We start from the raw sequence: 13,681 nt of genomic DNA on the forward strand, positions 1-13,681 counted from the left end.
GGGCATTACCTATTCGATTGTCGGCGGCGCCGACCAGGATCTGTTCACGATCGATTCCGTGTCTGGGCAAGTCATGTTCCGCATCCCGCCAAGCTACGCGGCGCCCGCCGACAGCGGGGGAGACAATGTCTATGACATCGTCGTTCAGGCCGAGCGTCAAGGCGCGACCGTTCGCCGCCAGCGCAAACCGTCCGGTTTTCACCCGATAGCCCGCCGCTTGTGCCGCCTCAGCCGATAGCCCCACCACCGCCAGTTCGGGCGAAGTGAAAGCCACACGCGGGAAGGCTTGCGGGTCGTATGCCGTTTTTTTACCTGACAACGCTTCTGCCGCCACTTTCGCCTGTTTGATGGCGCTTGTTGCGACTGCCGGACGGTATTGAGTGCAATCACCCGCCGCGAAGATATGCGGCACGCGGGTACGTTGGTCTGCTGCCACCTCGATTGCGCCGTTCTTGCCTATGCTCAAACCTGCATCTTTCAAGTGCAGATTGGCAGTGTTTGCCTGCAACTTGCCGCATACCACTAAGGGCGTGCCGCTTGGCAAGGAGGTACGGGTCTGCCCCTTCATATATAGGATGCTATCGTTTTCAAGCTCAACAGGAAAAGCCTGCCCGATATGTTGTACCCCCAATTTTCGCAAACCCGCCATTACTAGCCTAACAGCGGCGGCATCTATATCGGGCAAAGGGCGTTCTTCGGGGGTTAGCAGCGTTACGCGCGAACCGAGTCGCCCGAAAACAGTTGCCAGTTCCAACGCGATGTAATCATTGCCCCAGATTGCCAGTACAGGCGGAATTTCGGCAAGTTTTAACGCCATACGTGGGTTCAATATCAGCTTGTCGTCAAAGGGTAAAGCGGGAAGCGCGACATGGCTTGCCCCCACCGCCAACACGCACTGCTCGAAGCTGAATCGCAATGAGCCATACTCGCCTTCTACCCGCATCTCTTTGGGGTTCAGAAACCAACCCAAGCCATGCACCACCTCAACCCGGTTGCCGGAGAGCAATTTCGCCACGCCCTCGGTTAGTCGCCGGATAATGCCCTCTTTCCAGCCCTGCATGCGGCTGAAATCAAGGGTTGCGCCTTCGGTCAGGATGCCCATACCCGCCAGCAATTCGCTTTCTCGCGCTTGCCAGTAGCGTTCGCTGGAAGCCAACAACGCCTTGAGCGGGATACAGCCTTCGTTTAGGCAGACCCCGCCCATTACGGTGGATTGCTCCACTAGAACCACGCTTTTACCCAGTTGCGCTGCGCGAATTGCTGCCACATAACCGCCGGGTCCACCGCCCAATACCACTACATCTACTGCGGTTGTAACGTCGCCAACCACCATTGTTTTTTCTCCTAGACCATATCGAGCATAAGCTGAGCGGGATTCTCCAGCAATTCCATCAGAACATGCATGAACTGACCGGAAGTTGCTCCGTCAATCAGGCGATGGTCGAAGCTGAGGTTGAGGGGCAGCAACGGGCGCACTACCGGTTGACCGTTACGCGCTACCACCTCGTCCTTGATGCGCCCCACTCCCAGAATCGCCACTTCGGGCGGGTTGATGATGGGCGTACCCATTCCGCCACCGTAGCTGCCGTAATTGGAAATAGTAAAGGTGCTGCCGCTCAGTTCGTGGGGCTTTAGGCTGCGTTTGCGCCCGCCTTCTGCTAGTCGAGCTATTTCTGCGCCAAGCTGAGACAGGCTTAGTTTATCCGCGTCACGTACTACCGCTACCACTAAGCCGTCCGGTGTGGCGGTTGCCAACCCGATATGGTAATAGCGTTTGTAAATCACCTCGCGGGTTTTCTCGTCAAGGCTGCTATTAAAGATGGGATTGGCTTTGAGCGCGGCTACTAACGCCTTGATGATAAAGGGCAAATAGGTGAGCGAAACTCCGCGTTGCTCGGCGGAAGGCTGTATCTGGCGGCGCATCTCGATTAATTGCTCTGCGTCCACCTGCTCAAAGGTGGTGACATGCGGAATAGTGCGCCACGCTAATTCCATGCGCTCTGCCATACGCCGTTGCAAACCTACGAGCGGTTTGCGCTCCTCGCCACCCGCTGTGATGAGCGGGGGCGGTGGGACTACTTCCAATATTGGGGCGTGGGATGCGCCGTTGGTGGTGGGCTTGCGCTTACTTTTTTCGGCATAAGCCAGCACATCTTGCAACAGTACCCGTCCATCTGGGCTACTTGCTTGCACCAACTCAAGGTTCACGTCCAGTTCTAAGGCTCTTTTGCGAACGGCAGGGGCAGCGCGTACCCTTGAAGTGGCTAAGCTGATGGAGGCAGGAGTAAACGCGCTTGTGGCAACTGTTAATACAGGCGCCGCCGCTATTATAGGCGTACTGCTTTTTGCGCTCGTTTGCGTCTCAAAGTTAATCAGAGCCTCGCCTACATGTGCGATTTGCCCTACCTGTTTTAGGATTTGCCTCACCACGCCCGCTACCGGACTTGGAATTTCTACCAACGCCTTATCGGTTTGGATTTCCAGCATTTTCTGGTCGAGCTTGACTGTTTCGCCGGGATTGACTAGCCATCGCACGATTTCCGCTTCGTGCATGCCCTCGCCTACGTCCGCCAATTTGAATTCAAACATAGCGTTTAGTCCTCCAGAGTGGCAACAATAGCCCATGCTACGCGGGTAGGAGTTGGTAGATACAGGTCTTCCAGTTGCGGTGGAGGGAAGGGGGTATCGTATCCAGTCACCCGCACTACCGGCTTGAGCAATGAATAGAGGCAATTTTCGTTGATGATGGCGCTTATTTCCGCGCCAATACCACCCGCTTTTGGGGCTTCGTGAACCACTATAGCACGTCCGGTTTTGGTGACAGAATTGACGATGGTTTCTTCATCTAGGGGCCATGTGGTACGCAAATCTACCACTTCGATGCTTGCGCCCTTTTCTTCTGCCACTTGCTTTGCCGCTTGCAATACCACCGAAACCATTGCCCCGTAGGTGAAGATGCTGATGTCGCTGCCTTCCTGCACTACTGACGCTTTGCCCAATGGAATAACATAACGTTCTTCCGGCACTTCTTGTTTGAAAGAGCGATACAGCTTGATATTCTCGAAGAATACCACCGGGTCGGGGTCTTCTATCGCTGCCGCCAACAAGCCCTTTGCGTCATAGGGGTTGGAGGGGACAACTACCTTCAAGCCGGGGGTTTGCAACAGCGCCCCTTCGAGGCTATCAGAGTGTAGTTCAGGAGTACGCACGCCGCCCCCATAAGGAGCGCGTATTACCATCGGGACGGTGAACATGCCGCCACTGCGAAAACGCATGCGGGCTGCTTGTGAGACAAGCTGGTTAAAGCTAACGTACATAAAACCGGCAAACTGGATTTCGGCAATTGGGCGCAAGCCATATACCGCCATGCCTAATGCCGTGCCGATGATGCCAGACTCTGCCAAGGGCGCGTCAAATACGCGATTTTCGCCAAAACGTGCTTGTAACCCATCGGTCACGCGGAACACACCCCCGTTTTTGCCGATGTCCTCGCCTATCATTACCACACGCCCGTCCCGTTCCATTTCGATTCGCAGCGACTGGTTAATGGCTTCAATCATGGTCAAGCGCGGGGCGGGCTTTGCGCCGGGAGTCTGGTTGGTGGCTTCTAAAATAGTCATCGCTTTTATCTCCTGTGCCTACAAAAGACCTTTATCCCGCAACTCACGCCGCATTTCCTCGCGTTGTTGCTGCATGCGGGGGGTGGGTTGCTCGAAGGTGATGTCGAAAATCAAGTCGGGGGTGGGTTTGGTTTTCGCTTCTACGTAATCCACCGCCTCGTTGATTTCGCGCTCGATAGTTTCCAGCATAGCCCGTTCGCCCGCCTCATCCAGCAATTGCCGTTCAAACAGGTATTTGCGGAATCGGTCAATCGGGTCGCGCTGTCGCCAATATTCGAGGTCTTCCTTTGGCATATAGCGGTTTGGGTCATCGGCGGTGGTGTGCGCCCCCATGCGGTAGGTAATTGTTTCAATCAGGCTGGGACCTTCGCCCGCTCGCGCTCGCGCTACCGCTTGCTCCATTACCTTGTAAACCGCCAGCACATCGTTGCCGTCCACCAGATACGCGGGAATGCCAAACCCTGCCCCACGCAATGCCAGCGTTTGGGCGGCGCTTTGCTTACGGCGCGGCAAGCTGATTGCCCAACCGTTATTGGTAACGGCTAGAATCGCCGGGGCTTTGTACACCCCTGCGAAATTAAGCGACTCGTTGAAATCGCCCTCGCTGGTTGCGCCATCCCCGCAAATACCCAACGCCACCGCGTCATCGCCTTTTACTTTCGCGCCCATTGCCAACCCGGTGGCATGCAACATTTGGGTAGCAATTACAATTTGGATGGGTAGGCTGTTGGTTTTGGTGTGGGTACTATCAGGCGGGTAGCCCTTGAAGTAATAGAGTAAATCGCGATAGCTAACGCCGCGTACCAGAAAACAACCTGCTTCACGGTAAGAAGTGGTTAGCCAATCCTGCGGTTTGAGCGGGGCAGACAGTCCCACCGCCGTTGCTTCCTGCCCTGTCAGAGACCCAAAAGTTCCGGCGCGTCCCTGACGCTGCAAGGCAATGATTTTATCTGAAAACAGGCGAGTTGCCAGCATATGACGGTGTAATTCGATTAGTTTGTCGGATGAAAGGGTGGGAGGTTCATCTACTAGATGCCCCTCATGGGTGAGAACCTGATAAGGTTTATCTAGCGCGGGAATTTCCAGTTCAGCAACCATTTTCTATTCTCTCCTTTGAAAAAGTGATATGGTATTCTATCTTTCAAGTTTACCCCAATTGCCTACATGCCGCAATCGAAATTCTACTTATGGCAGGGCTGATACTGTCCGACAGGCAGCGGTGATGGTATGAAGTCGGATAGATTGGAAATATGCGCTGGGATTAGACCTGAGTGATAGCTAAAATGATTGACTTATAGCTTTTTTCGAGATTAAATATATTTAGCAATAAAAGGTATAATTATATATTCGTTTTTTGTTGTAATAATCGGCTTTTATTATTTTCAATATTCTACAAAAGAAGATATGCACTCAGAAGAACGTTGTAGCCAAGATAATGAACTCCGCCATCGTTTAATTGGCGGTGACCCAACCGCTTCGGCTGACTTGTTTGACCTATACCTCCAATCTACTGTCATTCATCTTGAACGAGTTTATCCTTCCTTAAAGCAATTCGACCCTGATATAATCTGGGATGCCGCTGTGAATGCCCTGTTTAGCTTTTGTCAGAAGCCTACCAAGTTTGACCCTTCACGCCGCTCATTAGAAGGTTATTTAGGAATGGCTGCTCGTGGTGACCTCTTAAACATGGTTCGCAAAGAAAAACGCCGTTATTCAAAAATTGTGCCACTCGATTCTGTCGAACATTACTTAGTTGACGGGAATAATAGTTTAGAAGAACAGTTGCTTGACCGTTTTGAATTGCAAACCAGACTTCAACAATTAAACCAACTAAATGGATTGAACGATAAAGACCACCGACTTATAGCTTTATTACAGAGTGGGGAGCGAAGGGCGGAAGCCTTTGCGGAAGTTCTTGAAATTACCCATTTACCTGCCGGAGAGCAACGGCGGTTGGTTAAGCAACACAAAGACCGACTTAAGGTATGGCTCAAACGCCGGACAAAAGACAAGGCAAATTATGGAACCGACTGATAAAGACAAGGCGGCAATGTTGCGGTATGCGGCAAAAAAAGCGGCAGAACGTCAGGGTTTTATGGCATGGGCGCTGGATTTATATATGCGGCACGAAAAAATAGACCAATTGCAACTGGCAGATTATCTGGAAATAGAACCCAAGCAATTGCCGTTGTTAGGTTTGTGCCTACGCCCTGATACCGCTAATAACAAGGCTTTCCAACAAGGAGTGAAAGCTATTTGCAAAAAGTTTGGAATCAAGTCAGTACCCTTAGCAAACTTGCTACGCCGGGTGGCTGCTTATGCCTCCGATTCACATGATACAACCTTTCTAATGGCAGCAAGGGACAAAGAAGAAGATGGGGATAATTGAGTGGGGGCTGGTTGAAACTGCTCTGGAGTTTTGGGAAAACGCCGGAGGTTATTCGCCTGACTTAGAGGAAGCGGCGTTGCTGACTTTCCCTTTAAGTATCGAACGGTTGGCAGGTTTGGATGTGCATGAGGCGCAGGACTGGTTGCTAAATCACGGTTTTCCTACTCCTGCTTTGGCACTCATAGCCAATCGTCCGTTGAGAGCCTGTTTGGTAGCGTTAGGTGGGGAGCGAAACCTGATTTTGCTGGAAGCCACTGATTCAATTGCCGAGCAACGTTTCAGCCTTGCCCATGAAATAGCTCATTTCTTGCTGGACTATTTGCAGCCACGCGAGTTAATCAATCGCCAACTTGGAAAGGTTGGGCTGGAGGTGCTGGAAAGTAGGCGTTTACCTACTATACAGGAAAGAGTGTCAGCCATTATAGAGGGCGCAACCCTGAAACCTTACCGCCATTTTATGGAACGCCACAATGGCGATTTAAATCAGGAAACCGGGAGGGTAGAACAACGGGCAGATTTGCTGGCAGTAGAACTGTTGTCTCCGGCGGAGCTTGCTTTATTACTGGCGCGGGAAACTTTTAAAGGGACTGCGCCCTTCAATGACAAGCTGGCGCGTTTAACCGCAACGCTTGAGGCACGTTTTGGCTTGCCTTTGCCTGTGGCAGAGTCTTACGCTTTCCGTCTTGCGAATAGCTTCGGCGTGAGAGAAGGGTTTAAGGAGTGGCTGGGGATTTCTTGAAAAGGTCTGAAAAGTTGTGTCGGGCTTTTGAGTTTCGATAGCTATTAGCAATAAATAAATTAGTGGTAAGGCGGGCTACCAACAAAACATACAAAGCCCCGCCGGATAACGATGAACAATAACGGATTAGATAACCCGGATGGGTTGGAAGGTCATCTTGGCGAAACGTTAGCCGATATTTTAAATCTGGATAACTGGCAGCAAGGCGATGACCTAAGCCAAGTGTACCATCGGCTTGACCGGGAAATAAGGGAATCGGTAAAGCTAGAAGAACGGGTGGGTCAGCAAATCCGGCAGCGCGTGTTGCCGCTCATTCAGTCTCGGAAAAATGCGCCAAAAGAGGCGGGCTTATACCGGGTTTCTCGGCAGGAACTGGAATGGGTGCATCATAATGTGCTGTTCAACGGGGCAACGGTGGCAGCGGACGGGACAGTTACAGCCCATGATACCCTGCTGATTACCGCCGCCCAAATCGGGATTTGTACCGTTAGCTATATCGGGCAGAGCGGGGAATTTCGCAAGCAGCTTTTCCGCAAGGATTTGTCGCTCAACTATGATGACCCGGTGGAGGAAATGGTGGCTTTGCTGGAAGAGCGGCAGACTCGTTCCGCTTATAATCAGGATGAGCCACGAGACGAACTGAATAATCTGGTAAAGCGCGGTCTAATGGAATATGCTGAACGCGGCTTGTTGCTGAATCACGCGCAAGGCAAATGGATGATGGGGCATGGTAGCCCTGTTCCATTGGAACTTTTGACGGTTGGTTTTCAGGCATTTCAAACAAAAAGCCTAGAAGTTTTGCGGGAATTAGTTACTCAACATCGAAAATTTATCTATGTACCTAGCGCACCACGCGAACGGCTGGTTTTATCGCTAGGCAATGCTTTGCCCCCGCTTCAGTTTCTTATTGTAGATACCCTCTTTGAACAAATGGATAGCTGGATTAAAACTAATACTTATACCCAAGTGATGGGACAAAGATTGCGTGAGTTTGTTAGGGAAATCGGACCTCAAATAGTGCGAGGGGTGTATCGTGCTTCTGAGAGTAGCCCGCCCTGTGTTTTCTATGCCCATGTGGAGCATGCTCAGGAAGCCGCTTTAATTGCAATGGCGGATAGCGTTTTGCAGGAGCAGCGCGGATTCCCGATGCTACTTTCGCTGGCTGATACCCTGTGTCGGGTCAGTTTCGAGCCGAGTGGCTTCCGGCAGATGGTACAACAAAGCTATGCCCGCGCCGGGCAACCCTTCCGCTATTTAACCGAACGCGAAACTAGGAGATAGGATGGTATGGAGAAAGAGACTTTTGGTCGTCAGGGATTCGAATACTCTGAGAGCAAAGACAACCACCGGGTATCGGAAAAGCCGGAAAAGTTCGGCAGTGATGCCGCGCCCTTGTCAGGAAGTGTATTCGAGCGTTTGCGGGAGGTGAGTGAGGCTGCCGGGGGCGAGTGGCAACCTGAGCCGGGACAAGAGGGCGCAATTGCATGGACTCTTTTTGATAGCCCCTCTAGCGATGACAACACCGTAACTATTTTGTTAGAGCGTGAAAACATCGGGCTTGCGCCATCGCAATCAATGGTGCGAATAGTTAGTGAGGATAAAAATAGCGCGAAGAAGCGCATTTATCTGGGGATTGTGACTCGCGGACCCTTTGCCGAGCCAGATGGTTTGAGAGCAGATGCGCCGCTGGTAGTCACTACCACCGTGAAGAACCTAGTTTTCACGCCTCAGTATCACGGGCGTTGTCAGGTGGAAATATTGGGAGAAGAACTGGAAGGGCAACTTGTCCCGCATCGTACCCGACCCTTGCCCAAAAGCCCGGTCTGGGTTTTGAGTGAGGCAGAAGCGGCAGAATATTTAAAGGTGGATGGCGACATTTTGCTAGGGTTGGCAAGCGGTTATGAGAACATCGAGGTCAGGATACCGGGCGATAAAAAATCGGTGTTGCCGCGCCACCTTGCTATTCTCGGCACCACCGGCGGCGGCAAATCCACCACCGTATCACGCTTGATATTCGAGTCTCAAAAAGCCGGGTTTGCGGTAATTGTGCTGGACGTGGAGGGCGAATACACCCGCATTGCCAATCCCACCACCGACCCTGCCATGTTGCGAGCTTTGCGAAAGCGTGGGCAAACGCCGGAAGGGGTAAAACGGCCTTATCTGTTGCATCTGGTGGATCGTGAAACCGCTAACCCTGATTATAAGCTCAAAAGGGCTTTCAGCCTTGAGTTTGCGCGTCTTTCGCCCTATGCCATCGGGGAAATTCTCGAACTGAGCGATGCTCAAAGTGACCGCTTCCATAAGGCATACGAAATAGCTCGCATCTTTTTAAGGGATACCGGAATTTTTCCCGCCAAAAACAATTCGGAAGAAGAGCGGCGAATGTTTGAACTGAACGAGTTTGAAGAAGGCTACCCGTGTATGACTCTCGCGCTGCTGTTGGATGTGGTGGAGTGTTTTATAAAGAAATTAACCTCCAGTGAGCCTAAAGGCAAGAAAAAAGCGGGGGAGGAGGAGACACCCCTTGAGGAAATCGAGGTTTTTTTGCATACCGATTTGGCGCTTCAGAATCGCACCCGCTTGCTACAATTAGTGGGGCGGGAGAACGCTACCAGTACGGTAAGTTGGTTAGCTCTGAAAGGCAAGCTCAATAGGTTGTACCGTCTAAAGGTTTTTGATAGGCAGGATGCGCGGGATGGCGTAAAAATCAGTCCGCTGGATTATACCCAAATGATAAAACCGGGCGGGGCGTACATTGTGGATTTGTCCGATACCGACTCGCCCATCCTGAACAATATTGTAATCGCCGATATTTTGCGAGGGATACAGCAGCAGCAGGAAGATAACTACCGGATGTGGGAACAGGGGCAAAAGAGCGGTCAGGCTTACGAGTTACCTCGCGTGTTGATAATTATTGAGGAGGCGCACGAATTTCTCAGTGACACCCGCAAACTAGAAACGCTTTTCGAGCAGGTGGCGCGTATTGCCAAACGTGGGCGCAAACGCTGGCTATCGCTGGCATTCGTCACGCAGTTACCGCAGCATCTACCCCGCGAACTATTGGGTTTGATAAACAACTATATTTTGCACCGGATAAACGATGTAAATACCATTTCTATGCTACAGCGCAGCATACCGGGAATAGATGAAAGTCTGTGGAAGCGGTTGCCTGCCCTTGCGCCGGGACAAGCGATTGTTAGCTTTACCCACATGTCGCGTCCGTTGCTGGTAGCAATAGACCCCACCCCAACCCAACTCAGAATGGTGGATTAGCCCCATCCCCCCCGATTGCGCCACCGAACGAAGGCGCATCGAGGGCAATATCCCTTTCCCACAGAATCCATGCCAAGAGAATTAACCCTTTTCTTTTTTACCACTAATGCTCACTCAAAAAGATTCCAAATAAACCAATTTCAATATTTTTGTCGAACTTTTGCTTTTCGGTGGGAATAGTATTCATGTAACACCGAATTTTTATTTTGCAAAAAAAAGGAGGATAACCCTCTTTTTGTATGACATTACTTACAACCGTATTAGGGGTGCAAAGGAGAATAAAAGATGAGTTTAACAATTACAGTTAGTGATTTGCGCCAGTTTGAGTATTGTCAGCGTATAGTCTTTTTTTCCTACTGCCTAGGATTATCTCGCCGTCGCCCGACAACCTATAAGATGGAGGAAGGGGATTTGTTGTATGAGAATGTAGCCGAATTGGAAGCGCAGCGTTCTCTGCAAAGCTACGGTTTGCAGGAAGGGGAGCGTCATTTTAATGTACGCTTGCGCTCGGGAAAACTGGGGCTTAGCGGTCTGCTGGACATGTTGATTATTACTTCCAAAGAGGCAATTCCGGTTGAATTTAAAAGCTCTTTTTCCGCAGTGGTCGGCACAAATTACAAAGCGCAATTAGCGGCGTATGCTTTGCTGATAGAGGAGCAGAACGGAGTCTCGGTCAATCGGTCTTTTATCCACTTTATTCCGGCGCGGCAATCAATCGAGGTGAAGTTGGAGCAATCCCACAAAAAAGCAGTTCTACTTAATCTTGATAAAATACGCCGTATGATTGAGCGCGAAAATATGCCCGATGCTACCGTAGTACGAGGGCGTTGTACCGCTTGTGAATTTCGCAATTTCTGCCCGGATGTGTGATAAAAAGATGTGTCTGGATAGTATCCAGAAGCTGTTTAGAGGGGGGAAAAGAGGAATGGACATCCCTATTACCCCCTTTTCGTTAATTCTGTGTCCCTGCTGAGTAGTCACTGAATTAGTGACCGCTACTTTTAATCAGGTCGTGGTTATGCGAGCGCATGTATAAAACACTTCCTAACGAAATAATGCTTAGCACGGCAGAGTAAATCATCAAGCCATAGAAGCCGCCCATATCTACAAAAATGCCGCCAATCCATGCCCCGATAAATTGCCCTACGCCAAGCAAAACCGAGTATAAGCCCATTACTGCGCCGCGTTTGCCCGGTAGGGTTTCTGAAATTGCTGCAAGGTGAATCAGCGAAGCGGGCGTAAAACCGCTCATCAAGATTACTCCTAGTATCAATAGCGGCAATAAAACCAGTATAGTAGTTTTTGACCCGTCCGTCAGGTTAGCAGGATTATCAGCTAACGAATTGTAAAAAGTCAGAATGGCAGTGATAAGCACCAATCCTATCAAACCGACCATCATCACAGTGGTTCGGCGCAGACGGGGTACTATCAACATCCAAATTCCCATACCGCCTAGAAATACCAGACCGTAAGTCCCCACAAGCATGGTGGCATCGCTGGGCGTAAATCCGCCATAAAGTAGCTGATTGGGATGGCGTGTATCGGCATCTTGCCCGGCAAGCGCAAACTTAAAATCGTGCAACACTAAATTGGTGAACTGCACAGTTGAGAGCGCTTGTGGCGGGAAAGTAACCGGGTCAATGGTTTTGCCTACGTTGGGGGTAGGATACGCTAGGATAATGGTTGTAAGCGTCAGGGCAGCGCCGAGAAACATATTAACTGACAGCCACGCCGGAATAAAGGTGAAAATACGCTTTTCCTTTATAACGCTCAAACTTTCTAAAACTGAGCCGTGCGCTTTGGATTGCTCTTCCCGTGACAGGCTTTCTTCCATAAAAAAGTAGATGCACAGGTAAGTAATAGCATAAATCGCGATAACTACCGCAAATCCGGTAGTTCCCATGAGCCTGTAAACCTGCCCGCCAAATGGAATAGCCAGCGAAATGCCACCTACAGTTGCCACTTCAAAGGCGGTGACTACTCGCGCCCTCAAGCGTTCTGCGCCGATAGTTGCATCGGCAAGATAGCCGAGGTTTGCCGGGGCATTAAGGGCAGTTGCCATGCCTTCCAGCAACCGTCCTACCAATAGCATCAACAGCAACGCAATTAGCGGTAGGTCTATAACTCCTACATTTGGTCTAGGGAAAATAATCGAAGCGAGCGCTAAAAAGAGAACGGCAATACTACCAATCATTGGGGCATATAGCATGTAAGGCTTGCGCCCCTTGCGATCGGATAATGCGCCAATAATGGGTGCGAATACCAGTTCGCTGATATAAAAAGCTTCAATGACTATTACCGCTAGAACCGCCGATTCGAAGTTTTTCCCAAGATAAAAGCCGAGAATGACAAAACTTGTGCGGCTACCTATTCTAAGAAACAGGGTTGATAGAATGCTGGCAACTATAGAGCCTTTGCTGACCAGCAATTTCTCTTTTACCCCTCCAAGAGGGTGATGCTGTTGGCGTTCTTCTATTTCATGTTCTATAACTTCAATGCCGTGGATGGATTCATCTAATTCGCGTTTGGTTGGTTCTTGCAAATTCATGCTAAAAATGTACTCCCTTGTGAAAGCTGCTGCTATGTATTCTTTTTTGAAATCCCGCTTAGCATATTCTTTTTAGGCACATTGCAATGAAAGAATACTGCAAAAAATTTGTAATATTTTACCATACCTCACTATATAGCATTAATACTGCTAAGAATAGCATTTAAGTTTGTGAAATACGGTAAAAGCGCAGCATTTCCCCACGCTCTCCGATGCCCAATTCTGCTCTAGCTACCTCATCAATTATGCCTACCGGGTTTAGCATTTCGTCTTCTTCAGGGGTGGGAACGCGCCCTTCTTTGCTTGCCACTTTGCCCTGTTCTTCAAGGTATTGTAATTGTGCCATTACTTGTCGGGCGGCAACAGGCCATATGCGGCGGTCTGTATCTTTATAAACGTGCGCTACTATTTCAGGGATAGTTTGCGAACCAGCCACGAGCGTTGCCATTACCATGTCCAAGCGTTTTTGGCGATGCGCGATATATTCGGTGAGTTTTGCTGCGGGGCTTGTAATGGCAGGACCATGTCCTCCGTAAATCACCTTAGCGTCTTTGCACCGTTGTTGTAATAACGTGAGGCTACGCAAATAATCGCCCATATTACCTTTTGGCGGCGCGACTACCGTTGTGCCAAAGCCTAGAATATTATCACCCGTAAATAGTGCAGCTTCTTGTTCGAGATAAAAACAAAGGTGGTCGGCTGCATGTCCCGGCGTGAAGTGACAAATAAAGCTGACCCCCGCTACTGCATAGCGTTGTCCATCTACAAGGTCTTCATCATGCGGGAAGGTGGAATCGCGATAAGCAGCTATCGGTGCGCCGCAAAGCTCTTTCAGTTTCAATGCGCCCGGATAATGGTCAGGATGCCCATGTGTTATCATAATTCGCTCAATTTTCGAGTCAAGGCTTTGTGCTGCCCTTACCAACGCATACATATGTGACTCGATTGCATCACCGGGGTCTATTACAACTAACGCACCGTTCGCGCCCACTAGCCAAGTATTGGTTCCGGTTAGCGTCATAGGTCCGGGGTTGGGAGCGCGTAACAACCAAACTCGCTCGCTAAATTTCTCCATTGTATTTACTCCGTTTGATTTGTGCTGTGTATTTTGT

Annotated in this window: 12 protein-coding genes; 6 read left to right on the top strand and 6 right to left on the bottom strand. The window is 50.2% G+C overall.

The annotated features are described in order from the left end of the window. The 4 genes from WCK19_RS14695 to pdhA form a co-directional block, all read right to left on the bottom strand. Positions 1 to 1,333: NAD(P)/FAD-dependent oxidoreductase (locus tag WCK19_RS14695; protein WP_342398146.1), on the bottom strand; the 1,333-nt coding region annotated here is incomplete at its 3' end. Between the two features lie 11 nt (positions 1,334 to 1,344). Continuing rightward, entirely contained in the window at positions 1,345 to 2,589 is a 1,245-nt protein-coding gene (locus WCK19_RS14700) for a dihydrolipoamide acetyltransferase family protein (RefSeq protein WP_342398147.1), read from the bottom strand. Between the two features lie 5 nt (positions 2,590 to 2,594). Continuing rightward, entirely contained in the window at positions 2,595 to 3,620 is a 1,026-nt protein-coding gene (locus tag WCK19_RS14705; RefSeq protein WP_342398148.1) for an alpha-ketoacid dehydrogenase subunit beta, read from the bottom strand. A gap of 18 nt (positions 3,621 to 3,638) precedes the next feature. Further along, positions 3,639 to 4,718 carry a pyruvate dehydrogenase (acetyl-transferring) E1 component subunit alpha gene (gene pdhA, locus WCK19_RS14710; protein ID WP_342398149.1) on the bottom strand — a complete coding sequence of 360 codons (1,080 nt, stop codon included), beginning with the start codon at positions 4,716 to 4,718 and terminating at the stop codon, positions 3,639 to 3,641. 306 nt (positions 4,719 to 5,024) lie between these two features. Between pdhA and WCK19_RS14715 the strand changes: the two genes are divergently transcribed. The 6 genes from WCK19_RS14715 to cas4 all read left to right on the top strand — a co-directional run bounded on the left by WCK19_RS14715 (position 5,025) and on the right by cas4 (position 10,891). Then, the gene (locus WCK19_RS14715; RefSeq protein WP_342398150.1) at positions 5,025 to 5,654 is read left to right on the top strand and encodes a hypothetical protein; all 630 of its coding nucleotides are present in this window, start codon (positions 5,025 to 5,027) and stop codon (positions 5,652 to 5,654) included. After that, positions 5,641 to 6,009, top strand: a complete 369-nt coding sequence (locus WCK19_RS14720) for a hypothetical protein (protein WP_342398151.1) — start codon at positions 5,641 to 5,643, stop codon at positions 6,007 to 6,009. Before WCK19_RS14715 ends, WCK19_RS14720 begins: the two co-directional genes overlap by 14 nt. Then, the gene (locus WCK19_RS14725; RefSeq protein WP_342398152.1) at positions 5,996 to 6,748 is read left to right on the top strand and encodes an ImmA/IrrE family metallo-endopeptidase; all 753 of its coding nucleotides are present in this window, start codon (positions 5,996 to 5,998) and stop codon (positions 6,746 to 6,748) included. Before WCK19_RS14720 ends, WCK19_RS14725 begins: the two co-directional genes overlap by 14 nt. A 111-nt stretch (positions 6,749 to 6,859) precedes the next feature. Continuing rightward, positions 6,860 to 8,029, top strand: a complete 1,170-nt coding sequence (locus WCK19_RS14730) for a hypothetical protein (protein WP_342398153.1) — start codon at positions 6,860 to 6,862, stop codon at positions 8,027 to 8,029. Positions 8,030 to 8,035: 6 nt separating this feature from the next. Then, complete coding sequence (locus WCK19_RS14735; protein WP_342398154.1) at positions 8,036 to 10,021, top strand: ATP-binding protein; 1,986 nt, start codon at positions 8,036 to 8,038, stop codon at positions 10,019 to 10,021. A gap of 285 nt (positions 10,022 to 10,306) precedes the next feature. Beyond that, a complete protein-coding gene (cas4, locus tag WCK19_RS14740; protein ID WP_342398155.1) occupies positions 10,307 to 10,891 on the top strand; it encodes a CRISPR-associated protein Cas4 in 585 nt (194 codons plus the stop codon). Between the two features lie 115 nt (positions 10,892 to 11,006). Here the strand turns inward: cas4 and WCK19_RS14745 are convergent, their stop codons facing one another. Together WCK19_RS14745 and WCK19_RS14750 are read right to left on the bottom strand one after the other, a co-directional pair. Continuing rightward, entirely contained in the window at positions 11,007 to 12,569 is a 1,563-nt protein-coding gene (locus tag WCK19_RS14745) for an MFS transporter (RefSeq protein ID WP_342398156.1), read from the bottom strand. Positions 12,570 to 12,732: 163 nt separating this feature from the next. Then, positions 12,733 to 13,644, bottom strand: coding sequence for an MBL fold metallo-hydrolase (locus WCK19_RS14750; RefSeq protein ID WP_342398157.1), 912 nt, complete (start codon positions 13,642 to 13,644; stop codon positions 12,733 to 12,735). Between the last annotated feature and the right edge of the window lie 37 nt (positions 13,645 to 13,681).

The sequence above is a fragment of the Candidatus Chlorohelix sp. genome (assembly GCF_037138995.1).
Classification (GTDB): domain Bacteria; phylum Chloroflexota; class Chloroflexia; order Chloroheliales; family Chloroheliaceae; genus Chlorohelix.

Bases quoted from the DNA above. Each gene is read 5' to 3' on its own strand.
- WCK19_RS14735 (WP_342398154.1), top strand. From the start codon at position 8,036: ATGGAGAAAGAGACTTTTGGTCGTCAGGGATTCGAATACTCTGAGAGC.
- WCK19_RS14720 (WP_342398151.1), top strand. From the start codon at position 5,641: ATGGAACCGACTGATAAAGACAAGGCGGCAATGTTGCGGTATGCGGCA.
- WCK19_RS14730 (WP_342398153.1), top strand. From the start codon at position 6,860: ATGAACAATAACGGATTAGATAACCCGGATGGGTTGGAAGGTCATCTT.
- WCK19_RS14715 (WP_342398150.1), top strand. From the start codon at position 5,025: ATGCACTCAGAAGAACGTTGTAGCCAAGATAATGAACTCCGCCATCGT.
- WCK19_RS14750 (WP_342398157.1), bottom strand. From the start codon at position 13,644: ATGGAGAAATTTAGCGAGCGAGTTTGGTTGTTACGCGCTCCCAACCCC.
- WCK19_RS14705 (WP_342398148.1), bottom strand. From the start codon at position 3,620: ATGACTATTTTAGAAGCCACCAACCAGACTCCCGGCGCAAAGCCCGCC.
- WCK19_RS14745 (WP_342398156.1), bottom strand. From the start codon at position 12,569: ATGAATTTGCAAGAACCAACCAAACGCGAATTAGATGAATCCATCCAC.
- cas4 (WP_342398155.1), top strand. From the start codon at position 10,307: ATGAGTTTAACAATTACAGTTAGTGATTTGCGCCAGTTTGAGTATTGT.
- WCK19_RS14725 (WP_342398152.1), top strand. From the start codon at position 5,996: ATGGGGATAATTGAGTGGGGGCTGGTTGAAACTGCTCTGGAGTTTTGG.
- pdhA (WP_342398149.1), bottom strand. From the start codon at position 4,718: ATGGTTGCTGAACTGGAAATTCCCGCGCTAGATAAACCTTATCAGGTT.
- WCK19_RS14700 (WP_342398147.1), bottom strand. From the start codon at position 2,589: ATGTTTGAATTCAAATTGGCGGACGTAGGCGAGGGCATGCACGAAGCG.